The organism is Minwuia sp. IMCC3060 (assembly GCF_029909435.1).
GTDB lineage: Bacteria > Pseudomonadota > Alphaproteobacteria > Minwuiales > Minwuiaceae > Minwuia.
Map to the genome: position 1 here is coordinate 2430506 of NZ_CP123782.1, position 23888 is coordinate 2454393.

General features: G+C 65.7%; 23 protein-coding genes. 13 read left to right on the plus strand and 10 right to left on the minus strand.

Going from position 1 to position 23888, the window contains the following annotated elements:
• Window positions 1–11: 11 nt before the first annotated feature.
• Together QGV54_RS11435 and ruvC are read right to left on the minus strand one after the other, a co-directional pair.
• The gene (locus tag QGV54_RS11435; RefSeq protein WP_281016709.1) at window positions 12–836 is read right to left on the minus strand and encodes an aspartate dehydrogenase; all 825 of its coding nucleotides are present in this window, start codon (window positions 834–836) and stop codon (window positions 12–14) included.
• A 20-nt stretch (window positions 837–856) separates the two neighbouring features.
• Window positions 857–1378, minus strand: coding sequence for a crossover junction endodeoxyribonuclease RuvC (ruvC, locus tag QGV54_RS11440; protein WP_281016708.1), 522 nt, complete (start codon window positions 1376–1378; stop codon window positions 857–859).
• 97 nt (window positions 1379–1475) lie between these two features.
• Between ruvC and QGV54_RS11445 the strand changes: the two genes are divergently transcribed.
• Window positions 1476–1955 (plus strand): DUF2244 domain-containing protein, encoded by a 480-nt coding sequence (locus tag QGV54_RS11445; RefSeq protein ID WP_281016707.1) that lies wholly within the window; start codon window positions 1476–1478, stop codon window positions 1953–1955.
• Window positions 1956–1960: 5 nt separating this feature from the next.
• Here QGV54_RS11445 and QGV54_RS11450 read toward each other — a convergent pair whose 3' ends face one another.
• Both QGV54_RS11450 and speB read right to left on the minus strand, forming a co-directional pair.
• Window positions 1961–2314 (minus strand): hypothetical protein, encoded by a 354-nt coding sequence (locus QGV54_RS11450; protein WP_281016706.1) that lies wholly within the window; start codon window positions 2312–2314, stop codon window positions 1961–1963.
• Window positions 2311–3276: an agmatinase gene (gene speB / locus QGV54_RS11455; RefSeq protein ID WP_281016705.1), complete on the minus strand. Its 966-nt coding sequence runs from the start codon at window positions 3274–3276 to the stop codon at window positions 2311–2313. The genes QGV54_RS11450 and speB overlap by 4 nt, the downstream gene beginning before the upstream one ends.
• 9 nt (window positions 3277–3285) lie before the next feature.
• Between speB and QGV54_RS11460 the strand changes: the two genes are divergently transcribed.
• Window positions 3286–3999: a DUF1194 domain-containing protein gene (locus QGV54_RS11460; protein WP_281016704.1), complete on the plus strand. Its 714-nt coding sequence runs from the start codon at window positions 3286–3288 to the stop codon at window positions 3997–3999.
• A gap of 184 nt (window positions 4000–4183) precedes the next feature.
• Entirely contained in the window at window positions 4184–5674 is a 1491-nt protein-coding gene (locus QGV54_RS11465) for a SulP family inorganic anion transporter (protein ID WP_348637614.1), read from the plus strand.
• 7 nt (window positions 5675–5681) lie between these two features.
• On the opposite strand, the gene QGV54_RS11470 is transcribed toward QGV54_RS11465, so the two are convergent.
• The 4 genes from QGV54_RS11470 to QGV54_RS11480 form a co-directional block, all read right to left on the minus strand.
• Window positions 5682–7058: a dicarboxylate/amino acid:cation symporter gene (locus QGV54_RS11470; protein ID WP_281016703.1), complete on the minus strand. Its 1377-nt coding sequence runs from the start codon at window positions 7056–7058 to the stop codon at window positions 5682–5684.
• A gap of 114 nt (window positions 7059–7172) precedes the next feature.
• Window positions 7173–7280, minus strand: a complete 108-nt coding sequence (locus tag QGV54_RS19835; protein WP_348637613.1) for a DUF2474 domain-containing protein — start codon at window positions 7278–7280, stop codon at window positions 7173–7175.
• Window positions 7280–8284 (minus strand): cytochrome d ubiquinol oxidase subunit II, encoded by a 1005-nt coding sequence (gene cydB, locus QGV54_RS11475; protein WP_281016702.1) that lies wholly within the window; start codon window positions 8282–8284, stop codon window positions 7280–7282. The genes QGV54_RS19835 and cydB overlap by 1 nt, the downstream gene beginning before the upstream one ends.
• The gene (locus QGV54_RS11480) at window positions 8274–9683 is read right to left on the minus strand and encodes a cytochrome ubiquinol oxidase subunit I (RefSeq protein ID WP_281016701.1); all 1410 of its coding nucleotides are present in this window, start codon (window positions 9681–9683) and stop codon (window positions 8274–8276) included. Before QGV54_RS11480 ends, cydB begins: the two co-directional genes overlap by 11 nt.
• Window positions 9684–9922: 239 nt before the next feature.
• Between QGV54_RS11480 and QGV54_RS11485 the strand changes: the two genes are divergently transcribed.
• From QGV54_RS11485 to sulP, 6 genes are all read left to right on the plus strand, one after another.
• Window positions 9923–10393: an Rrf2 family transcriptional regulator gene (locus QGV54_RS11485; RefSeq protein ID WP_281016700.1), complete on the plus strand. Its 471-nt coding sequence runs from the start codon at window positions 9923–9925 to the stop codon at window positions 10391–10393.
• Window positions 10393–11055 (plus strand): Crp/Fnr family transcriptional regulator, encoded by a 663-nt coding sequence (locus tag QGV54_RS11490; RefSeq protein WP_281016699.1) that lies wholly within the window; start codon window positions 10393–10395, stop codon window positions 11053–11055. The genes QGV54_RS11485 and QGV54_RS11490 overlap by 1 nt, the downstream gene beginning before the upstream one ends.
• A 155-nt stretch (window positions 11056–11210) precedes the next feature.
• Window positions 11211–11423, plus strand: a complete 213-nt coding sequence (locus tag QGV54_RS11495) for a DUF2892 domain-containing protein (protein ID WP_281016698.1) — start codon at window positions 11211–11213, stop codon at window positions 11421–11423.
• A gap of 43 nt (window positions 11424–11466) precedes the next feature.
• Window positions 11467–12351, plus strand: a complete 885-nt coding sequence (locus QGV54_RS11500) for an MBL fold metallo-hydrolase (RefSeq protein WP_281016697.1) — start codon at window positions 11467–11469, stop codon at window positions 12349–12351.
• Between the two features lie 18 nt (window positions 12352–12369).
• Window positions 12370–14049, plus strand: coding sequence for a bifunctional protein tyrosine phosphatase family protein/NAD(P)/FAD-dependent oxidoreductase (locus tag QGV54_RS11505; protein ID WP_281016696.1), 1680 nt, complete (start codon window positions 12370–12372; stop codon window positions 14047–14049).
• A gap of 82 nt (window positions 14050–14131) precedes the next feature.
• Window positions 14132–15844 (plus strand): sulfate permease, encoded by a 1713-nt coding sequence (sulP, locus tag QGV54_RS11510; protein ID WP_281016695.1) that lies wholly within the window; start codon window positions 14132–14134, stop codon window positions 15842–15844.
• 36 nt (window positions 15845–15880) lie between these two features.
• Here sulP and QGV54_RS11515 read toward each other — a convergent pair whose 3' ends face one another.
• The gene (locus QGV54_RS11515; RefSeq protein ID WP_281016694.1) at window positions 15881–16351 is read right to left on the minus strand and encodes a hypothetical protein; all 471 of its coding nucleotides are present in this window, start codon (window positions 16349–16351) and stop codon (window positions 15881–15883) included.
• A 33-nt stretch (window positions 16352–16384) separates the two neighbouring features.
• The gene (locus QGV54_RS11520) at window positions 16385–17416 is read right to left on the minus strand and encodes a hypothetical protein (RefSeq protein WP_281016693.1); all 1032 of its coding nucleotides are present in this window, start codon (window positions 17414–17416) and stop codon (window positions 16385–16387) included.
• Window positions 17417–17479: 63 nt separating this feature from the next.
• On the opposite strand from QGV54_RS11520, the gene QGV54_RS11525 reads away from it, so the two are divergent.
• Genes QGV54_RS11525 through QGV54_RS11540 form a run of 4 tightly spaced genes read left to right on the plus strand, consistent with a single transcriptional unit; the run spans window position 17480 to window position 23881 of the window.
• The gene (locus QGV54_RS11525) at window positions 17480–18448 is read left to right on the plus strand and encodes an OmpA family protein (protein ID WP_281016692.1); all 969 of its coding nucleotides are present in this window, start codon (window positions 17480–17482) and stop codon (window positions 18446–18448) included.
• The gene (locus QGV54_RS11530; protein WP_281016691.1) at window positions 18412–19929 is read left to right on the plus strand and encodes a caspase family protein; all 1518 of its coding nucleotides are present in this window, start codon (window positions 18412–18414) and stop codon (window positions 19927–19929) included. Before QGV54_RS11525 ends, QGV54_RS11530 begins: the two co-directional genes overlap by 37 nt.
• A complete protein-coding gene (locus QGV54_RS11535) occupies window positions 19926–22619 on the plus strand; it encodes a trypsin-like serine protease (RefSeq protein ID WP_281016690.1) in 2694 nt (897 codons plus the stop codon). The genes QGV54_RS11530 and QGV54_RS11535 overlap by 4 nt, the downstream gene beginning before the upstream one ends.
• Window positions 22616–23881: a serpin family protein gene (locus QGV54_RS11540; protein WP_281016689.1), complete on the plus strand. Its 1266-nt coding sequence runs from the start codon at window positions 22616–22618 to the stop codon at window positions 23879–23881. Before QGV54_RS11535 ends, QGV54_RS11540 begins: the two co-directional genes overlap by 4 nt.
• Window positions 23882–23888 lie beyond the last annotated feature (7 nt).

Here is a 23888-nt window from a genome sequence, read left to right on the forward strand (position 1 = left end):
CGGCGGGCCGCTCAGGATCCGATCTTCAGCGTGCTGACCAGTCCCTCCAGCGCCGCGATGGCCGACAGCGGCGTCAGGCGCCCGGTTGCCGGGTTGCCTTCCGAGGGGACACCCGCGATCTCCATCCGAAACCGCGTACTGTCCGCCTCCACCTCGATCACATGCGTGTTGCGGCTGACACCGGGATCGGCCCAGATCTCGTAGCGTGTTCGGTCCAGCCCGATCCCCGCCAGCGCCAGCGCCACCGAGACATTGACGTTGGCCGGGAACTTCTGCGCCGCATCCCGCACCGCGCCCTCATAGAGTTTCAGTGGCTCCCGCAGATCGGTCAGGTCGATTCCCTGCTCCCGCACATGCGGGGTATTGATCAGGCCCACGGGCGGCTTGCGGGTCATCATGGTGACGGAACTCACCTCCCCCTTCGCCGCCGCACGTACCGCATCCAGACCCAGGATTGCCCCGGTCGGGACGATGATCCGCGCGCCGGTGCGCTCGGCCAGGTCAACCAGGTCCATGTGCAGGATAAGCTGCGTCACGGTCAGCGGCACCAGGATCAGCCCCTGCCCCAGCACCCGCTCCGCCAGCGGGCGAAACAGTTCCGGCGGTAGCCCCTCCACCACCACATCCGCGCCATCGCAAAGCGCATCCAGGTCGCGGATCGGCGGCGGCGTCCTGAAACCGGCCATCTTGCGCGCGGCGCCTTCCTGGTCCCGCGCGCTGACGGCATGGAGCGTCAGGCGGTCCTGTCCGGCATCCAGCCAGCGTGCGAGCGGCAGGCCCACGGCCCCCAGCCCGGCCACGGCAACCTTCAGCGGCTTGGTCGGTATGTTCGGCATATTCGGCTCTCCCCCTGCGCTCAGCGGACCACGGCACCGGCCTGCCGCAGCAGGGCATCCCGTCGCCCGCCCTGATGGTGGGCCAGACAGATCGCGGCGGCCAGGGCGTCGGCGGCATGTTCGTTGGCAATCACCGCACCGGGCAACAGGGTCTTCACCATCAGGTGAATCTGTTCCTTCGCCGCATGACCGGTGCCAACCACCGCCTTCTTGATCGCATTCGGCGCATATTCCGTCACCGGCAGGCCGTTCAGCGCCGCCACCAGCAACGACACCCCGCGCGCCTGTCCCAGCTTCAGTGTGGAGACCGGGTTCTTGTTGACGAAGGTCTCCTCCACCGACGCGATGTCGGGCTGCCAGTCGGCGATCACCTGCTGGATGCCGTCATGCAGCTGGCGCAGGCGGGTGGCCAGGTCATCCTTCGCGTTGGAGGTCACGGCACCGTCAGCTACCCAGCTCAGGCGGTTGCCGCGCTGGTCCACGATGCCCCAACCAGTGGCGCGGAGGCCAGGATCAAGGCCGATCAGTCGCGTCGTCTGCACGTGGCACCTCCAGCGTATGCGAATCAGGCAGACCAGAGTGCCACAGTCCGCTGCAGGTTTCACTTTCGTTCCCTGCGCCGGATGGTACCCTGTCGCAATGCAGCAAGCCGCCCCCGAATTCGATTTCCGACTGAGTCCCTACCGATCGCTGGGGCCGCGCGGATTCCTGATCGTCATGAGCCTGATCGCGGGCGTGAGCTTCATCACAGGCCTGCTGTTCATGCTGAAGGGTGCATGGCCGGTCTTCGGCTTCTTCGGCCTGGACGTGGCCCTGATCTGGTTCGCGTTCCGCCAGAACTACCGCGCAGCGCGGACGGAGGAGCGGCTGTACATTCAGGGCAGTGATCTGGTCGTTTCACGGCACCATGCCAACGGACGACAGCAGATCTGGCGCTTCCCGGCCTACTGGGCGCGCTTCGACCTGACCCCCCACCACAGCGGCGACAATGTGCTCAGCGTCGCCAGTCACGGGAACCATCTGGCCATTGGCGGGTTTCTCTCGGCGGAGGAGCGGGTGGAACTGGCCGACGAGCTGACCGTGGCCATCCGGAACTGGCGCACCCGTCGCCCGGCCTGAAACCTTCAGTCCTGGCCCGTCAGCGGCCAGACGCCATCGGCGATGATACGCAGCGCCAGCAAACCATTGATCCGGTCCATGGACCAGAAGCCGCCCCGGCCCCAGACATCCGGCTCCGCCTGTGCCGCGACGTGGCCGAAGTCGGCCTTGGCGACCATGGTCAGGCAGAGCATCCGTTCCCCCTTGGACATGGGGAAGTCATTCGCCGCCACTCGTTCGAGAACACCGTTCGCGGCAATCTGTTCGCCGAACGCGAGCCAGTTGGTGAAGTCTTCCGGGCTGACCTGAAAGAACCGTTCGATGGCTGTGGTCGCGGCGCAGGCCGCCGCGTACAGCGCCTTGCTGTCCTCGTGAATCATGCGCTGCGCCCCTGCGCATGGAAGATGAAGCCGAGCAGGTTCATCAACACCTGTGCCGCCAGGAAAGCCGTGGTGCCGTCGCGGTCATAGTCGGGCGCGACCTCCACCAGATCGATGCCGACCACCTGCCCCCGCGCCGTCAGTCCCTGCAGGAACTCCAGGATCTCGTAGTACAGGAACCCGCCGTGGCTCGGCGTGCCGGTGCCCGGGGCGATGGAGGGGTCGAAGCCATCGATGTCGATGGTCAGATAGTACCGCACCCCTTCCGGCACGCGCGCCAGCACACCCGCCGGTCCCAGCGCCCGGAACTGGCGCACCGAGAGGATGTCGGACCCGGCAGCGCGGGCGGCTGCATAGTCGTCGCGATTGGAGGAGGAGACATTGCGGATGCCCAACTGGCTGAACCCCGTGACATGCGCCATCTCGGACGCCCGGCGCAGCGGATTGCCATGGCCATAGCGCACGCCATGGCGCTCATCGACGAAATCCAGATGGGCATCAATATGAATGATATGGACCGGCGGCTGGTCATCGAAGGCGCGGATGCAGGGGATATGCACCGAATGGTCCCCACCCAGCGTCACCGGCATCGCCCCGGCGGCCAGGATCGCCCTGACCCCCTTTTCTATGTTGGCATGGCTTGCCATTGTGTCGGTGTGGATGATGTCCGCATCGCCCACATCGACGATCCGTACCTGGTCCACCGGCAGATAGGTCACGTCATCCTCATGATCATAGGCACCGCCATGACCGAAGGAGAACAGGGTCGAAGCCTCCCGGATCGCGCGCGGACCGAAGCGTGCGCCCGCCCGATACTGCGTGCCCATGTCGAACGGTGCCCCCAGCACGGCCACATCGGCGTCGATGGCGGACCAGTCCGTGCAGACGGGCTGCTTGCCGAAGGTGCAGAGGCCGACAAAGGGCAGGTCGAGCCTGCCGCCATCGTAACTGTTGCTGCTCATCGTCGTGCCATGCTCCGCCATTTGCTGTCGATCTGCGCCATCCTCGCGTGCCTCGGCCTCATGCCGCAAGCGGTGAAGGCGCAGTCGGCCGGTACGGTCGATGTGGCGATCGTGCTGGCCGTCGATGCCTCCGCCAGTGTCGATGGGCAGGAATATCTGCTGCAGATCGGCGGCATCGCCCATGCCATCAGCCATCCGTCGGTGCTGTCGGTGATCGACGGTGGCCGGAACAAGGCCATCGCCATCAGTGTCGTGACCTGGGCCAGCGTGGGGGAACAGCATGTCCTCCTGCCCTGGACCCGTATCGACGGCCCAGCGGCGGCACAGCAGGTCTCCGCGCATCTGCTGGATTCGCCACGGCAGAAGTTCCTGCGCGGCGGCACCGCCATCGGCGCGGCACTGAGCTATTCCCTGCTGATGTTCGACCGGCTGCCCTGGCCGACGGAGCGTCGGGTGATCGATGTCTCAGGGGATGGCCGGAACTCCAAGCCGCCCCTGATCCGCAGCCTGAGACCGGAGATCGCGCGACGTGACGTGGTCATCAACGGCCTGCCGGTCACCGACAATGACAGCGGCCTCGCGCGCTATTACCGCGACATCGTCATATCCGGGTACGGGGCCTTTTCGGTCCCCACCTACAGCTTCGAGACCTTTCCCGACGCCTTCCGCATCAAGCTGATGCGGGAGATCAGGGGCGGCGCCATGGTGTCGATGCAACGCTGACGTCTGCCGCTTCGGGCCTTGCCGAACCGGACCTGAACGCCTATCAAGGGCACATGTTGCAGTGCAGCATGAAGAATTCATCTGCTGCCCGCCGGATGGCAACCCCGACCCCTGCCCCACGGCCAGAACGATTTCGCCTGACGCGACCCGCTCTTGCGGGCCATGCCTGCTGGAGACGCCCCTCTTGAAAACCGACCTGATATCGCGCCTGCGCAATGAATGGATTGGCAACCTGCGCGGGGATGTCCTTGCCGGACTTGTGGTGGCGCTGGCCCTGATTCCGGAGGCCATTGCCTTCTCCATCATCGCCGGTGTCGATCCGAAGGTCGGGCTGTTCGCCTCCTTCTCCATCGCGGTGATCACGGCCATTGCAGGCGGGCGGCCCGGCATGATCTCCGCCGCCACGGCGGCCACGGCGGTACTGATGATCACGCTGGTGAAGGACCACGGGCTGCAGTACCTGCTGGCCGCCACCGTGCTGGCGGGGCTTATGCAGATCGCGGCAGGAATGCTCAGGCTCGGGACCGTCATGCGGTTCGTTTCGAAGTCGGTGATGACCGGCTTCGTCAATGCGCTCGCCATCCTGATCTTCATGGCGCAATTGCCGGAACTGATCGGCGTGCCCTGGATGACCTATGTCATGGTCGCCTCGGGACTGGCCATCATCTACCTGCTGCCGCGCCTGACGCGGGCCATCCCCTCCCCGCTTGTCTGCATCGTGGCCCTGACCGCCGTGACGCTGACCTTCGACATGGACCTGCGCACGGTCGGCGACATCGGCGAACTGCCGTCCACCCTGCCGGTCTTCCTGCTGCCCGACATTCCGCTGACCCTGGAGACCTTGCTGATCATCCTGCCCTATTCGGCGGCAGTGGCGACCGTCGGCCTGCTGGAGTCGCTGATGACCGCCTCCATCGTCGACGAACTGACCGACACCAGCAGCGACCGCAACCGCGAATGCGTCGGCCAGGGCCTGGCCAATACCGCCACCGGCTTCATCGGCGGCATGGCGGGCTGCGCCATGATCGGCCAGTCGATCATCAACGTGAAATCCGGTGGCCGGGGGCGCCTGTCCTGCTTCTGTGCCGGTGTCTTCCTGCTGATCCTGGTGGTGGTGCTGGGCGACTGGGTCAGCATCATTCCCATGGCGGCGCTGGTCGCCATCATGATCATGGTCTCCATCGGCACCTTCAGCTGGACCTCGCTGAGGAACCTGCGGGAGCATCCCGGATCCTCCTCCATCGTCATGCTGGCCACCGTCATCACCGTGGTCTTCACCCACAATCTGGCCATCGGCGTGCTGATCGGCGTGCTGCTCTCCGGCATCTTCTTCGCCTGGAAGATCGCGCAGATCTTCCGCGTCACCTCCACCCTCTCGGAGGACGAGACCCACCGGACCTATCTGGTGCAGGGACAGCTCTTCTTCGCCTCAGTCGATGACTTCAGCGCGTCCTTCGATTTCAAGGAGGCGCTGGACAGCGTCACCATCGACGTCAGCCGCGCCCACATCTGGGACATCTCGGCCGTTGCCGCGCTGGACATGGCGGTGCTGAAGTTCCGGCGTGAAGGGGCGGAAACGGACCTCATTGGCCTCAACCGGGCCAGCGAGACCATCGTCGACCGGCTGGGCATCCACGACAAGCCCGACGCCCTGGACCGCCTGATGGGGCACTGACGCGCGGTCAGCCGACCTCCGGTTCGGCGGCGGAGTCCATTGTGGCATCTGCCGTCTGCCGGTCCACCACGACGCAGGCCACCATGTCGCCCGTGACGTTGACCACCGTGCGGCACATGTCGAGCAACCGGTCGACGCCAAGGATGATCGCCACTCCGGCGGCGGGGATACCGACGCTGGAGAGGATGGTGGCCAGGATGACGATGCCCACCCCCGGGGTGCCCGGCGAACCGATGGCCGCCCCGGTCGCCATGACGACGACGAGGACAATGCCCCCGATCCCCAGGTCAATGCCGAAGATCTGCGCCAGGAAGATCGTCGCGACCCCCTGATAGAGCGCCGTGCCGGCCATGTTGATCGTGGTGCCCAGCGGCACGACGAAGCGGGCAACCTCGCTGCGCACCTTCAGACGGTTCTCCACCGTGGTCAGCGTCAGCGGCATCACGGCGGCGGAACTGGAGGTGGAGAAGGCCAGCAGCATGACGTCCCGGACATCGCGCAGGAAGCCGACCGGGCCACGCCTTGTCTGCAGCCAGACCACCAGCAGGTAGAGGCACAGCAGCAGGATCAGCCCCAGCAGCACCGTTACCACATACATCCCCGTGCCCAGCAGCGCCGACAGGCCGATGCGTGACGTGATGTTGGCCAGCAGGCCGAAGACGGCCAGCGGCGCGAACCGCAGCACCCAGCTGACGATCACCATGCAGACCGCCTGGACGGAGGCGAGCAGTTCCAGCAGCGGCATGCGCTGTTCCTGCGGTGTCATCACCAGCGCGATGCCGAGGATCGCGGAGGCAATGACGATCTGCAGCATGTTGCCGCTGACGAAGGTGCTGAGCGGATCGGTCGGGAACAGCCCGACGATCATGTCGGGTATCTGATCGACGCTCGGCGGCGCCGGGCTTGCGGTCGTGGCGACATTGCCCGCCGTCGCCAGCGCCTCCCCCACCGCGCTGCGATCGACGAAGCTGCCCGGCTCGATCAGCAGCGCGACGGCGACGCCGATGGCCACCGCACACAGGGTGGTCAGGATGAAGAAGCCGACGGCCCGCCCGCCGATGCGGCCCAGACTGGATCCGCCACCGCCCGCCGAAATGCCACGAATGACGGAGGCCACGACCAGCGGCACGACGACGAACTGGATCGCCAGCAGGAACAGCCGCCCGGGCAGCGCCACCCAGTTGCCGATCAGCGTCGAGACATCCGCCGACACCAGATCCGCCGTCGGCCCGATCAGCGTCCCGAAGCCCACCCCCAGGAACATCGCCACGAGCACCTGCAACCAGAGCCGGTCCCGGATCAGCGAAAACAGATGCCGCCGCAGCCCCGGCAGGGAGCGGGTGGGCGCATCGGTGCTATGGACAGGATCGGATTTGCTGGTCATCAATCGCCTCCGGCGTACAAGGCGTGTTCCTTTCATGACGCGCGCAAGGCCGCCATGATCCAGATCAAGTGCTCACGGCATCTGCCTTGCCAATGCCCAACAAGGCCACCGACACTACAGCACCATCCGCAACACCAGCGCCACGACCCCCAGCGCCGCGACGCCAGCGATCCAGTAGGCGATGAACCAGAGCCAGCGCCTGCCCGTGCCGCTCTCTGCCATCAGTGGTAGCCGTCGCCGACCCGCACCTTGCCACGGAACACCCAGTAGGCGTAGGCGGTATAGGCGAGGATGATCGGTATCAGGATCAGGGCGCCGACCAGGGCGAAGCCGAGGCTCTCGTCCGGGGCGGCGGCTTCGGCGATGGTCAGGCCCGGGGGCACCATCATGGGATAGAAGCTGATGCCGATCCCGATGAAGCTGAGCACGAACATGCCCAGCGCCGCGAGGAATGGCTGCAGGTCGCTCCGACGGCGCAAGCCGCTGTAGAGCAGCCATGTTGCGCCCAGCATCAGCACCGGCACGACAAAGGTGTAGAGGCTGCCCGGCAGGTTGAACCAGCGCTGGAAGTAGACCGGGTCCTGGAAGGGTGTCAGCAGGCTGACGGCACCGATGAAGGCAAGTGTCACGATGCCGAGGCGGAAGGCGTAGCCGCGCATCCGGGCCTGCAGCGGTCCCTCCGTCTTCAGCACCAGCCAGGTCGCGCCCAGCAGGGCATATCCGGCGACCAGCGCCACACCGGTGAGCAGGGAGAATGGCGTCAGCCAGTCCCACCAGCCCCCGGCATAGGCCCGGCCCTGGACCTCGATCCCCTGCACCAGCGCGCCGAGGGCGATTCCCTGACACAGGGCGGCGAGCGTGGACCCGCCGAAGAAGGCCACGTCCCAGACCCCCTTCCAGCGTTCGGTGCGCCAGCGGAACTCGAACGCCACGCCCCGGAAGACCAGGGCCAGCAACATCAGCGTGATGGGCATGTAGAGCGCGGGCATGACAACGGCGTAGGCCAGCGGGAAGACGGCGAACAGGCCGCCGCCACCCAGCACCAGCCAGGTCTCGTTGCCGTCCCAGACCGGTGCCACGGCATTCATCATGACGTCGCGGTCATCGCGGGAGCGGCCCGTGGGGAACAGGATGCCGATGCCAAGGTCGAAACCGTCCAGCACGACATAGGTCAGCACCGCAAAGGCGATCAGACCGGCCCAGACAAAGGCGAGATCAAACGGCATGGTGTGCCTCCCCATCCTTGTGTGGTCGTGAAACCGGACCGGCGGCGCGCAACGGACCATCGTCGTCGTCGGGCATGGCGGCCAGCGCGGATCGGTTCATCAGGCGCAGGATGTAGAAGACGCCCGCACCGAAGACGAAGAAATAGACGATGATGAACATCAGCAGCGATGTCGCCACCGCCGGTGCCGCGACGGGTGCCAGTGAATCCGAGGTTCGCAGCAATCCGTAGACCGTGAAGGGTTGTCGCCCGACCTCCGTCGTCACCCATCCGGCAAGCACGGCAACGAAACCGCTGGGGCCCATCAGCAGGGCCGCGCGATGCAGCCAGGGCGCATCATACAGACGTCCGCGCAGGCGCTGGAACAGGCTGAACAGCCCCACCCCCAGCATGGCGAACCCGAGGCCGACCATGATCCGGAAGCTCCAGAAGACGATGGCCACCGGCGGCTCGTCCGCATCGGGCACGGTATCAAGGCCGTCCAGCGGTGCGTTCCAGTCGTGTTTCAGGATCAGGCTGGAGAGGTTCGGGATCTCGACGGCGTAGTCGACCCGCTTCTCCGCCGCGTTCGGCCAGCCGAACAGGATCAGCGGCGCGCCGTCCGGGTGGCTGTCGTAATGCCCCTCCATCGCCATCACCTTAACCGGCTGGTGTTCCAGCGTGTTCAGCCCGTGCAGGTCCCCGGCGAAGATCTGGACAGGTGTCACCAGGGCAGCCATCCACATGGCCATTGAGAACATGCGCCGCGCCGTCGCGTCCCGCCGGTCGCGCAGCAGGTGCAGCGCGCCGACCCCTCCGACGACAAACGCCGTGGTCAGATAGGCGGCGAGGACCATGTGCAGCAGGCGATAGGGAAAGGACGGGTTGAAGACGATCTCCATCCAGTCGACAGGGATGAACTGCCCCGCCTCATTGATGGCGAACCCGGCAGGCGTCTGCATCCAGCTGTTGACGCTGAGGATCCAGGTCGCGGAGATCAGCGTGCCGACGGCAACCATGGCTGTGGCGAACATGTGCAGCCGGTCGCCGACCCTCTTCCGCCCGAACAGCATGATGCCGAGGAAGCCGGCCTCCAGAAAGAACGCCGACAATACCTCGTAGGCCATCAGGGGTCCGACGACGGGACCGGCCAGATCGGAGAAGACCGACCAGTTGGTGCCGAACTGGTAGGACATGACGATGCCGGAAACGACCCCCATGCCGAAGGCGACGGCAAAGATCTTCTTCCAGTAATCGAACAGCGCCAGATAGGTCGCATCGCGGCTGCGGAGCCAGAGCCCGTTCAGGACGGCGAGGAAACTCGCCAGCCCGATGGAGAAGGCCGGAAACACGATGTGGAAGGAGACCGTGAACGCGAACTGCGCCCGGGCAAGTGTTTCTGCGGAGAGGGAATCCAGCATGCCACTTTCCTGATTTTGCGACCGCAACAGTCTGCACGGCCCATCGATGCCAAATAGAACTATTCTAATTATATATTTTAAGAGGGCAAAATGGCGCACCGGACCGCAGCATCCCGAGGGCTCCGTCTGCGGCCTGATTCATCGCGACGTTCAGCAGCTCAGCCAGGTCCCCGGAACGGCCACGGAGCCAACTTGTTCGATAGCAATATCGCGGATATATGTTTCAACAGGGAGGGGCCATGAAACTCACCGGCTTCACGAACTACGCGCTCAGGTCGCTGCAGCTTGCCGCGTTGCGCGCGCCGGACCTTGTCCGCGTCGATGACGTGGTCAAGGTGCATGGTCTGGCGCGCCCGCATATCGTCAAGGTCGTGCATGAGCTTGGCAAGGTCGGCTATCTGGAGACCGTGCGTGGCAGGGGCGGCGGCTTTCGGCTTGGCCGGCCGGCGGAGAAGATCGTGATCGGGGAAGTTGTCCGGTTGACGGAAGGACCAATGGATGTGGTCGAATGCTTCAACCCGGAGCGCAACACCTGCCCGCTGGTGGGGATCTGCCGACTGTCCCGCGCCCTGCGGGAAGCCACCGATGCCTTCATGGCCGTGCTGGACGATCTGACCGTCGCCGACATTGCCGGCAACAGGCGTGAACTGCTGGACCGGATTGCGCCACTGCAGGCCGGGATCGTGCGACCGAAGCGGGCGCTGGGCTGATGGCCGACGCCTGGATCGAGCGCTTCGCCGGGCTGTCCAGCCTCTCGGACGAGATTCGCCAGAGACTGGTATCCCGCAGCGCCGTGGTCAGGGTTCCTGAGGGACAGGTCATCTTCGGCCCTGGCCGGTCACCGGACAATCTGCTGCTGCTGATCGAAGGCACCGTCCGGGTCCACCAGACCTCCGAGTCTGGTCGCGAGATCGTTCTCTACAGGGTCGAGGCCGGGCAGAGCTGCGTTCTGACCACGGCCTGCCTGCTGGCGCACGAGGACTATACGGCCGAGGGCGTGGCCGAGACCGATGTGGAGGCCGTGGCCATTCCCAGAGCGGTCTTCGACGAGCTGATGGCAGGTTCGGGCGCGTTCCGCGCCTTCGTCTTCAACGCCTACTCCCGACGCATCACCGATCTGTTCCGCGTCATCGACGAAGTCGCCTTCGGCCACATCGATGTCCGCCTGGCCCAGCGGCTGGTCACCCTGGCGAGAGGCACGCGGGAGATCCGGGCAACTCACCAGCAACTGGCGTCGGAACTCGGCACCGCGCGGGAAGTGGTTTCACGCCAGTTGCACGAATTTCAGCGGAAGGGATGGGTCGCACAGGCCCGCGGCGTCATCAGCCTTCTGGACACGGCAAGCCTGCGTCACATTGCGGAAAGCCACTAAACTTCATCCGAACTAGATCTTTTACCGGTCTCACTCTCGACCCGATGGCGGCGTCGCACGCATCACGAGGAAATTTCCCGGTTGGGTGACAAAGTCACCGAAGGACCAGCAGCCAAAACATATACTCCTTTTACACCTTAAAAAGGAGAGGTCTGATGACCGTGAATGTCGGAACCGTTGATCGCATCATCCGCGCGCTGCTCGGCGTTGTGCTGCTGGCCGTGGCCTTCGGCGGCGCTCTGGATGCCATGTCCACGCCCTATCCGAAGTACGTCGCGATCGCCATCGGCGTGGTGATGCTGGCGACCGCCACTCTGCGCATGTGCCCGCTCTACCGCATCTTCGGCATCCGCACCTGCCGCATCTGACACCGCCACGCCAAACCCGCGACCAGCAGGAGGAGATGGAGCCATGAACAACTATCCCGTCAGCATGGATACCAGGCCGGACGTCAAGGCCTTCTTCGACGAGGACACCAATACGTTCAGCTATGTGGTGAGCGATCCGGAAACCGCTGCCTGCGCCGTCATCGACTGTGTCCTCAACCTGGACTACGCCGCCGGGCGCATCAGTCATGAAGGCGCCGATGCGATCATCGACGACATCCGGGCGCGCGGGCTGAAGCTGGAATGGATCATCGAGACCCATGTCCATGCGGATCACCTGAGCGCCGCCCCCTACATCCAGGGAGCGCTGGGCGGGCTGATCGGCATCGGCGACAGGATCAGCGATGTGCAGACCACGTTCGGGGCGTTCTTCCACGAAGGCGACAGCTTTCCGTGCGACGGATCCCAGTTCGACCGCCTGTTCGCCGATGGCGACACCTACATGATCGGCAGCATGCAGGCCTTCGCCATCCATACGCCGGGTCACACGCCGGCCTGCATGGTGCATGTGATCGGCGATGCCGCCTTCGTCGGCGACACGCTGTTCATGCCTGATGGCGGCTCGGCCCGCGCCGACTTCCCCGGCGGCGATGCCGGAACGCTGTACGACAGCATCCAGAAGCTGCTGTCCCTGCCGGATGCGATGCGGCTGTTCATGTGCCACGACTACGGCCCGGGCGGGCGCGAGATCGCCTTCGAGACCACGGTCGGTGACGAGAAGCGCGCCAACATCCATGTCGGCGGTGGCAGGTCACGGGCGGAGTTCGTCGCCTTCCGCAGCGAACGCGACCCCCAGCTCGGCATGCCGCGCCTGATCATCCCTTCCCTGCAGGTGAACATGCGCGGTGGCCATATCCCGACGGATGACGACGGCAACATGGTGCTGACCGTGCCGATCAACGGCCTCTGAGACTGAAGGACCAACAGCATGGACATCAAGCACATCACGGATGGCCTGTCGGTCAGTCCGCAGATCTCGGCTGACGACATTCCGGCCATCGCCGGCGCCGGTTTCCGCACCATCATCTGCAATCGCCCTGACGGTGAAGGGGCCGACCAGCCAACCCACGAGGAGATCGCGGCAGCCGCAAGTGCCAGCGGGCTGGAGATGCACTACCTGCCCGTGGTTCCAGGCGTGGTCTCCGATGAGGATGTGTCCGGCTTCGGCGATGCACTGCGCGACATGCCCGGCCCGGTCCTGGCCTATTGCCGGACCGGCACCCGCTCCGCAACGCTCTGGTCCCTGAGCGAGGCCGGCAAGCGCCCCATGGCCAGCATCCTGGCCGCCACCAAGGCCGCCGGGTATGACATGAACGGTGTCGTTCGCCGGATTGCCAACGGTGGCCGGACGCCTACCGACCAGGGCGATGCATCATTCGATCTGGTCATCGTCGGGGCCGGTGCGGGGGGCATCGCGGTGGCAGCCAGCATCCGGGCCAGGATGCCGTCGCTGGAGGTCGCGATCATCGATCCGGCGGATGTGCACTACTACCAGCCCGGCTGGACGATGGTCGGCGGCGGCATCTTCTCCGCCAGCGACACGGCGCGCACCATGGGCAGTCTGATCCCGCGCGGCGTCCATTGGATCAAGAGCGCCGTCGCCGCGTTCGAACCGCAGAACAATGCCGTCATCCTGGACGGCTGCCGGGTCGTGAAGTACAACCGGCTGATCGTCTGCCCGGGCCTGAAACTCGACTGGGAAAAGGTGGAAGGCCTGTCGGAGACGCTGGGCCGGAATGGCGTTACCTCCAACTACCGCTACGATCTGGCGCCCTATACCTGGGAACTGGTGCAGGGACTGAAGGCGGGCCGGGCGATATTCACCCAGCCCCCCATGCCGATCAAATGCGCCGGGGCACCGCAGAAGGCACTCTATCTGTCCGCCGATGCTTGGCGGCGCAACGGGGTGCTGGGTGCCATCGAAATCCGGTTCAACAATGCCGGTGGTGTCCTGTTCGGTGTGAAGGACTATGTGCCCGCGCTGGAATCCTACATGGATCGCTATGGCGTCACCCGGAACTTCTTCCACAATCTCGTTGCCGTTGACGGTCCGGCGCGCAAGGCGACCTTCGAGGTTCGGGAGCCGGATGCCGAGCCCCGGCTGATCGAGACCGAATTCGACATGCTGCATGTCTGTCCGCCCCAGACAGCGCCTGACTTCATCCGTGTCTCCCCGCTGGCCGACAGCGCCGGCTGGATCGATGTCGACCAGGCAACCCTGCGCCACAGGACCCATGACAACATCTGGTCCCTCGGCGACGTGATGAACGCCCCGAATGCGAAGACCGCCGCGGCGGCCCGCAAGCAGGCACCCGTCGTGGCGGAAAACATCGTTGCCGACATCTCCGGGCACTCTCCCGTTGCCCAGTATGACGGCTACGGCTCATGCCCCCTGACGGTCGAGCGCGGCAAGATCGTGCTGGCCGAGTTCGGCTATGGCGGCACCTTGCTGCCAAGCTTTCCGAAGGCTCTGATCGATGGAACCCGGCCCAGCCGTCTGGCATGGCTGCTGAAGGAACGCATCTTGCCGCCGATCTACTGGAAGGCGATGCTGCGGGGTCGCGAATGGCTGGCAAGGCCGGAAAAGCTGACCGCTCACAGCGACTGACCGGACCTGAACCCGGACCGCTGCGGGGTCATCCGCAACGGCTGACCGCCGCACCTGCCACCCAACTGCGGGACAACTGACCATGAAGCCATCCATCGCGCGCTACCTGCCGGTCCTGGACTGGGGGCGCACCTATTCGCGCGAGACGCTGGTCAACGATCTGGTCGCCGCAGTCATCGTCACGATCATGCTGATCCCGCAGTCGCTGGCCTATGCACTGCTGGCCGGGCTGCCGCCGGAGGCGGGCATCTATGCCTCCATCGCGCCAATCGTTCTCTATGCGTTGTTCGGCACCAGCCGGGTTCTGGCGGTCGGACCCGTGGCCGTGGTCTCCCTGATGACAGCCACGGCCATCAGTCAGGTAGCGGATCAGGGCTCTGCGGGATATCTGGCCGCCGCCCTTCTCCTGGCCGCACTCTCCGGCGGCATCCTGCTGATCATGGGCGTGTTCCGGCTCGGCTTCCTGGCGAACTTTCTCTCACATCCCGTGATCGCCGGCTTCATCACGGCCAGTGGCATCCTGATCGCCGCAAGCCAGCTCGGTCATGTGCTCGGGATCAATGCCCGTGGCCACACCCTGATCGAGATCGTGCAGTCACTTGTCACCAACCTGAACCAGATCAATCCCGTCACCGTGCTGATCGGTGTCGCCGCGACCGGGTTCCTGTTCTGGGTCAGGAAACACCTGAAACGCTCCCTGCTGGCACTCGGTCTCGGGGCGATGCCCGCCGACATCCTGACCAAGGCGGGTCCGGTTGCGGCTGTCGCCGTCACGACCCTGCTTGTATGGGGCCTCGGTCTCGACTCGGAAGGCGTGAAGATCGTGGGTGCCGTGCCTCAGAGCCTGCCCCCCCTCACCATGCCGCCCATGGATGTGGAACTGATCCGGCTGCTGCTCGTGCCCGCGCTGCTGATCTCCGTCATCGGGTTCGTGGAATCCGTATCCGTCGCCCAGACACTCGCCGCGCGCAAGCGGCAGCGCATCGATCCGAACCAGGAACTGATTGGCCTGGGGGCCGCGAATCTGGGGGCAGCCTTCACGGGCGGTTATCCTGTGACAGGCGGTTTTGCGCGTTCCGTCGTGAATGCGGATGCGGGTGCGGCAACCCCGGCCGCCGGAGCCTTCACCGCTGTCGGTCTGGCCTTTGCCGCGATAGCCCTCACGCCCCTGGTCCATTTCCTGCCGAAGGCCACCCTGGCGGCGACGATCATCGTGGCGGTCCTCAGCCTGGTCGACCTGAGCATCCTGCAGAAGACCTGGCGCTATTCGCGGGCGGACTTCAGCGCCGTGCTGGCGACAATCGTCCTGACACTGACGCTGGGCGTGGAGGTCGGCGTATCGACCGGCGTGATCCTCTCGCTGGCGCTGCACCTCTACAAGAGTTCCCGGCCGCATGTCGCCGAGGTCGGACTGGTGCCCGGCAGCCAGCACTTCCGGAACATCCTGCGCCACAAGGTCGAGACCGATCCATCGGTGGTCAGCCTTCGGGTCGATGAAAGCCTGTTCTTCGTGAACGCGCGCTTCCTGGAGGATCTGGTGCTCAACCGACTGTCCGGGAACAAGGATATCCGGCACGTTGTGCTGATGTGCTCGGCGATCAACGAGATCGACTATTCGGCGCTGGAGAGCCTGGAGACGATAAACCAGCGGCTGGAAAGCATCGACGTCAGGCTGCATCTGTCAGAGGTCAAGGGACCGGTGATGGACCGGCTGCAGACCACCCATTTCCTCGACAGGCTCAGTGGCCAGGTCTTCCTGTCCCAGTATGACGCCTGGCGCACGCTGAAACCCTGAACGGAGGGTGGCGCAGGCCGCAGGCGCCGGGGGCAACTATTCCTCGACAGTGAAGTTGAAGCGGCGTTCGCCCCTGCGGTCCCAGCTGTCATTCACGCGGATCAGGATCTCGTGCTCCCCCGCCGGCAGGTCGGCGTTGCTGGCCATGATCTCGCCGTCCTTCACCTCGGCACGTTCGAGAATCCGGTCCGTGATGTCGAATGAGAAGATGGAACCGACGTAGCGGATTTCCAGGCTCGACATGTCGAGTGAAGCGCCAAGGCCGGGGCGCATCCGGACGTGAATGTCCACCGGGGCCTTGAAATGGGTCGTTGCGTTGGGCTGCACCAGTTCGATGACAGGCGCATCCGCGACAACGGCACGCGGCGCGGCCTCCAGCGTCGAGCCGGGCAGCGAGCCGTCACGGATCGCCAGAATCTCGCTGCGGCTGATCAGTTCGAAGGCGTTGGCCGAGAAAGCTACGGACAGGGCCAGAACGGCGCCTGCAATCGCGGAAATCGGTCTCATGACGGAATCCTCCTCTGATCGTCACGGTCGGAATCAGCCTCCGGCAGGGGCATGGCGAAATGACAGCTCGGTCTGCAATGGCCGGCGCAGGCGCCGCTCTGCGACCAGGTCGTCCAGCCGTGCGGAGGTGAAATGATTCTTGCCCTTGTCGGCGATGAACATGTCCCTGGGCGCAGGCAGCCCGGTGCGCGCGGCAAGCTGCACATCACGGCAGGCAGGCAGGCTGGACCGCACATCCGCTGCGACATCCAGATTGTCACTGTCAGCGGTCGCCGGATCAGCACAGGGCATGAAGCTGAAGATTACCTGATCGGTGCCTGGCGCGCCCGAGAACTCGAACGGCCCGATATCGTGCACCTGTCCTGCGGCAGCGGGCCAGTCGCCGATCGGCACCAGCCTGCCGTCCGGTGTCCGGTTCGACAGGCGGTGAATGCCCGGCAGGTTGGCCGTGGTTCGCAGGACAATCCGGTCCTGGCCGGTGAATGTGGTCTCGTCGGGGGAGACCTGACGCAGGCTTTCGCCACCATCGTCAAGATAGGTCGCCACAACCAGGGTGGCTGACACAGGTTCCGGCTCGGGCGCCGAGGCCAGTGTCCCGCTATCGGATTGCGCAGGAACGCAATCCATCGTCGCGTTGATCGCCGCAGGCGATCCCGCACCTGAATCACTCGTCACACTGTCGACCCCGGCCGCGGCAACTTCCGCACCGGTATCGAGGGTGCCGACCAGCAGATCAAAGATCTTCTCCGCCGCAAACCCGAGTATCGGCGCAGCCAGCGAGGAGAGAAAGCGCGACTCGATCTCATCCGGCTGCACAACCGCGGCGCGCGGACACGGCGTGACACCGGCCGCAGAAGCGGTCTGCACCGGACCCGGTTCAGCCTGATCCCCCTGGCAGGCGCCCAAGCCGATCATGGCCAGTGCAAGCACTGAAACACTCAAAGGTTTCATCGCATCCGGTCCCTGTCCCCCTGCACGACACGTCATTGTCGCCGCCGTCACGTGACAAGGCAACGACAAAGGGGCACAATTCATCAACTGTTCGGTCGGAACCGGCGAAAGCATACTCCCCTTCTGGTTGTGCGCCGGTCTGGATCGCGACCGGACCATGTACTGGGAAATGCTGGAATGAGAGCCAGTCGCCATGCCTTCGGAACCTGCCTGTCCGCACTCGTCGCGGTGCCGGTTCTGCTCGCAGTCGGAACCTCGGCGGCACAGGCCGACGATTGCCCCGACGCCGATGCCGCCACGCAGGCCTTCACGCGGGGTGACCTGCAATCCCTGAGACAGATGTCCAGAACAGCAACCGTTGCCCCCTGCCCGCCGGGATTCCGGAACTGGATCCGGGTGGCTGTGGCACGGGTCGCGACCGCAGGAATTGCCGGCAACCCGCCTGCCGACATTCACAAGGCCGCGGCACCACCCGAACTGGCGGCGCTGCAGCTCGACGTGCCGCAGCCCCTGGTGCTGGAGGCGCTGGGCGACGGCTACCGTGCGGCAGGCCATTACGCGGCGGCGGCCATGGCCTACCAGCGCGCGATGACATTGCTCGCGGACACCGGCCAGAGCTGGCAGGACTTTGATCCGGGCCCCGGCTTCGTGCGCATGATCCATCAGAAGATGGAGGAAGCGCGCCTGCTCTCCCCCACCCATGTCCCCGTCGACCTCGACCCCGCCACGCAGCGAAAGGGCGGGTATGCGCTCGGCTCCGTGCGCGGATTCAATCCGACCGTCCGGCGGGAGCCGATCGCGTTCGAAACCGACTCGACGGAACTGACGGATGATGGGGAGAAGACCGTCTCGCAACTGGTCGAGCGGCTGCTGAACGAGAATCCGGATATCGTCACGGTCGTCGGACACGCCGACGAGCGCGGCGAAGAGGGCTACAACGAGGCCCTTTCGGAGCGCAGGGCCGCGGCAATCGCGGAGAAGATCAGGGAGGCCGGATTTTCCGGCAATGTCACGGCGATCGGACGCGGCGAGAGCCAGCCCTTCCCGATTGACGGCCGGAATGCCCTGCCGCTGGAGGATCAGTGGCGGCTTGATCGACGGGTGGAGATATGCGTCGGCTTGGCCACGGCCACATGCGGCGGCTGATACTCGTACCCGTTACCCTGCTGGCCTTGCTGATTTCCGCCCCGGGCCAGGCTGAACTGCGCGCGCTTGTGGTGGCGGTCGAACTGGACGCGCCGGGCGCGGAACGCGATGCCGCCGAACTCGCAGACGCACTGCGGCATGTACACGGCAGCGACATCACGGTCCTGACCGGCCCTGACGCAAGACCAGGTCCCGTGCGCCGGGAACTTGCAATGCTGCAGTCCCGTGCCGCAGCGGGCGACCTGATCTTCTTTTCCTATGCAGGGGCGGGCGGCCAGCAGCCGGAACAGGCGCTGGGCAGCGAGCCCGACCAGTTGGACGAGGTCCTGCGGATGGGCGATGGCGACCTCACCACCGGGATCCGGGACGGAGAGCTTGCACTGTGGGCCTCCGACATTGCGGCAAGGGGCGCCCTCGCCATGCTGTTGCTCGACACGGGCTATGTCGATGCGCCCCGCCGACCGGCGAGCAGTCCAGGCAGCGCGCCGCAAGCGAGAGGACTTCCGGTGCAGGCGGTACGCCGGTGGCCCGAGTCATCCGCCGGATTTGCAGCACTCGCGGAAGTCTATCGGGCCTCGTCACTGTCGGGACTGGAGCAGATGCCGCCGCGCACCATGGTCCTGCAGGCGACCGCGGAACCGGATCACGCGGCACCGACGTTCGAGCTGACGGATGGCACCCACAGTGCGACCACAACGACGCGCGGCGCACTCAGCCATGCCTTCGCCCAGGCAATCCGGGGCGCGGCGGATCGCGATGGCAACGCACGCATTACCGCCGGCGAACTGGACCGCCACATCCGCGCGACAATGCGCCAGGTCACGGATGGCGCGGCGCGGCCAGGCATTCACTATCGCTTCGCACCGAAATCGACCCTCTTCTTCAGCCGGGGCAGCGCAGGCGGAGACCACGTCGCACTCCCGATCCCGCTGAACCGGACGATCTCGATCGAGCCGACGCGGCGGCATGCCTTCTCCGCAAGAGGTGATCTGGTTGCAGAACAGGCGACGGTCGGCATGGCCGGACAGATCACGCAGAGCCGACTGGCCATTGACCGGCTGCATCTGCTGGCCCGACACAGTCCCCTGGATGCCCGGACGGTGCCGGATCACGGTCTGTGGTCCTTTGGACAGCGCTTTTCGATCCGGATCGGAGACGCGGAACTGCCCCACCGTCTCATCGCCAACATCACCGGACACGGGACGGTGCAGATGCTTTATCCGGAAGCGCGTGGTCAGTCCGACCGGCCGGGGGGATTGCTGGATGACCTCGCGATCCTGGGACCATTCGGAACCGACAGCGTGGTGATCATCGCGACAGCGGAACCGGCGCAGGACCTGTATCAGACCTTCAGGGACTGGGACGGGCGGCCCTTTGACCCAGACATGGCGACCCGTGTCAGCGCACTGCTGGAGCGGCGCGACTTCCGGGTGGCCGTCCTGCCAATCGTCTCTGCCGCCGGTGGGGGAGCAAGCCAATGAACCGACCGAAGACAGCCTTGCCGCCACGAAGGACCCTGGGCCTCGGCCTTGTTCTCGGCTTTCTTGCCATGCTGCTGTCGCCGCATGTCACCGCCGAAGAGCCCCCCAAACCGGTTGCCCGCATCATCGGCGGCCACGAGGTCCAGTCGGGCGCACGTCCCTGGCAGGTGTTGCTGAACATCAACCGCGCCGGCCTCCGCTATACCTGCGGTGCCACCATCATCTCGGCCGACTGGATCCTGACTGCCGCCCATTGCACCCATGCCGTCGCCGACAGGCCGAACAGCATCCGTGTCCTCGCCGGCACAACGCAGCTGGAGGAGGGACACGGCGTCATCGTCGGCGTCAGGGAGATACACGTTCACCCGGACTACGACGGATCAGCCATCAATCACCCGAACGACGTATCCCTGCTCCGGCTGGCGGAGCCGCTGCCGTTCGTGCCGGTGCGCCTGATGGCACCTGCGGACGAAGAGGTGCTGGGCGTACAGGACACGCCGGGCCTCGTGATCGGATTCGGCGCCGTGGAGGAAGGCGGCGGCGCATCGGGCCGACTGCTGGAAACCAGCGTGCCACTGCAGGGCTACGACAAGTGCAAGCAGGTCTACGGCACCTATCTCCAGCCCGGCATGATCTGCGCCGGACTGGACGAAGGCGGGCGCGATACCTGCCAGGGCGACAGCGGCGGGCCGTTGCTGGTGCGGGACGGGAACGGTGATTTCGTGCAGTTGGGCATCGTCAGCTGGGGCGCGGGCTGCGCCGTTGCCGGACGCTATGGCGTCTATACCCGGATCACCAGCTACCTCGACTGGATTGCGGAACGAACGCGCCTCAGCATCGCGACCCTCACCGGTTTCGAGAATGATCCCCAGATGGTGGCCGCGGCAGCGCCGCCCGTCCTCGAGTCGGCGCTGGTCTCTTCCGATTCAGTCGTTGTGCTGCCTCAGGCTGCTGCCCAGGCGCCGACCGGCGCTGGTGACACGCCTGACAGCCCGGCCACGGCTCCTACCGGCAGCGCCATGAACATCGGCACGATCCTGGCGCCGGTTTCCCCGCGCCTGCCACCGCCGAATCTGGCCACCCTCGACATTCCCCAGCGCCCGGCAGGCAATCGCGCCCTGCTGATCGGCATCGACGACTACTGGGATGACGACTTCGACCTGACCGGCAGCGTCGCCGATGTGGAGCGCATCCGTGCCCTGCTGCTGGCCGATGGCAGCTTCACGGAGGACCAGATCATGGTCCTGACCGATTCCCAGGCGACACGGGCCAACATTCATCTGGCTTTCGAGCAGTGGCTGACGGCCCAGACCCGGCCCGATGACCTGGCACTGCTCTATTTCGCCGGACACGGCTTTCACCAGCAGGACCTGAACGGCGACGAGGCCGACGCGATCGATGAAGCCATTGTGCCCTACGATGCCAACCGCTTTCGGGCCCGTGACCTGATCCGCCCCGCTGTCATGCGCGTCATCGTGGACGACGACATCGGCGTCCTGCTGCGTGCGATCGCGGACAGGCGGGTGACGGCGATCTTCGATTCCTGTTTCTCGGGCTCCGTCACCCGGAATCTCGCCGCGAACGTGCCCGACACGGCCAATGCGCGTTCCCTGGATTTCCGGCTGGGCGGCACCTTCAAGCCGCTGCCGCGCAGTTCCATGCGTACCCGGACCAATGCCAACGACCTGATCGATCTGCGCAACGACAATCTGGTTGTCTGGACAGCGGTCTCCGAGCGGGAGCTCGCCCTGGTCGACCGCAGCGCCTCGCCGCCGGGCGGTGTCTTCACCTCAGCCTTTGTCGAGGGGTTGCGGAACAGGGCGGCTGACGCGGACGGGGACGGGATTGTCTCGCACGCCGAGCTGCTGGATCACCTGAGGCAGCGCGCGGGCAGCTATTGCAAGCAGAATCCCGGATCATGCGGAATCGGGCTGACCCCCACGCTGGAGGCGGCATCGGAGGCATACCTTACCGACGTCATCTCCAGACGCCCGGTCCACCGTGCCATCCTGGAATCGGCCACCGGCACACCATCAGCACCGGTCGGCCAGACGGAACCGGCGCCGGTCGCGTTGGCCGCCACGGCAGACGCATCGGCACCGCAGCAGGTTGCGGCAGCCGCGGTGCCACCGCCGTCGGCCAGACCTGAACCGAACCCTTCCGTCCGTCCGCCACGTCCGGAGGGTGCGCCGGAGGAGACCGTCGTCGATGGCCCGAAGAAGCCGCGGAAGAGTGTCGTCCATCTGGAAGTGACGCCGACCAGCACCGTGAAGGTTGGCGACCGGATTCGACTGTCGGTGACCGCCCGGCGGGAGGGGCGCCTGTTCGTGATCGACGTCCGCTCCGATGGTCAGATGGTGCAGATCTTCCCGAACAGGCTGGCTGTTGCCGCCGGACAGACATCGCGCATCGACGCGGGCGAGACGATGACGTTCCCGAAGCTCGCTGACGGCTATGACTTCGTGGCGGGTCCGCCGCTGGGTCAGGGTCGACTGGTGGCCATCCTCGCCGATCCGGAATCGGAAGTGGCGAAGGTGCTGGACCGCCATAGCGACCTGGAGACCATCAAGGACCTGCGCGCCTATCTCTCCGACGTTGCCGCGGGTCTGCGTCAGCCGCAACGGGACGGCTTTGCCATGCGTCTGCCCGACTGGACGATGCATGCGGTTGAATATGAGATTGTCCAATGACCAGGGAACGGGGCGGCAACATGCGCAAGGTTCGGAGGCTCCTTCTCGGACTGGCAACCGCCGGGGTACTTGGCGGCCTGGCGGCCACCGTCCCCGCAGCGGCCGACAGCAGCTCCGGACAGCTCGACGCCCTGGATCCGGCGCGCCGCGTCGCGGTGGGGCTGGAGCGGCTCGGCTTCTGTCTGGCCAGCGCAGCACTGCAGACCGCTCCGGACCGGAACGTGCTGATCGCCCCGACCGGAGCGGGCCGGATACTGGCCATGATCGGTGCGGGCAGTCCCCTGCCCGTCCGCCAGAAGATTGCGGCATTGCTGGCCTGGCCGGAATTCCTGGGCGGGTCGCTGGCATTCGGCGTCAGCCTGGACCGGGCGCGGCTATCTGCGGACGCCTCTCCCGATGTGACCCTGCGACTGGCGACCGGAATCTGGCACGACAGGAACCACGAACCCCGCACCTACTTCGCCCTGCATGCCGGGGCCGGCCTGCAGGCCATGGACCCTGCCGACCCGGCCACCACCGACCGGATCAACGCATGGATCAGTGACCGGACGGACGGCATGATCGCGGAGGCCATCACCGACATCCCCGCCGAAACGACCATTCTGATGGCCGATGTACTTGCCTTCAGCGGTGCCTGGAGCACGCCCTTCGACCCGGAGGAAACGCGCCGCGCCGCCTTCGCATCGGGAACACCCCTGGCCACGGAAGTGGCGATGATGCAGTCGCGCCGGCAGGTCCTGCCGCATCGCCGTGACGCCCATGGTGACTGGCTGACCCTGCCCTATGGCGACGGGCGCTTCGAGGCGGTGCTGGTGCAGCCGACGGCGTTCGAACTCGGCAGCTTCGGCAGGATGGCCTGCGAGACCGTTGGCGGCCTGACCGTCCCTGTGGCCGCAACCGACTCCCATTCGCTCACACTGCGACTGCCCCGCATGAAACTGGACGCAACGGCCAGTCTGGATCAGTTGCTTCATCAGGCGCGGCTGGGCGACGTGCTCGACGATCCCCTGCTGGGTTCATCCATGCTGACACCGGCAACGCGTCCCGGCCCGATACGCCAGCAGGTCGCGCTGACCGTCGACGAGAAGGGATCGAAAGTGGCGGCAGCGACGATCGCCATCGGCACCCGTGCCGGTGCAGAGCCGGTGGAACTGAACTTCGACCGGCCCTTCGTGCTGATGATCCGGGAACAGACGACCGGGCTGCCCCTGCTGATCGGCATGATCAACCGGCCGGGCGACGCGTCGGGCACCGACGAATAGGAAGGCC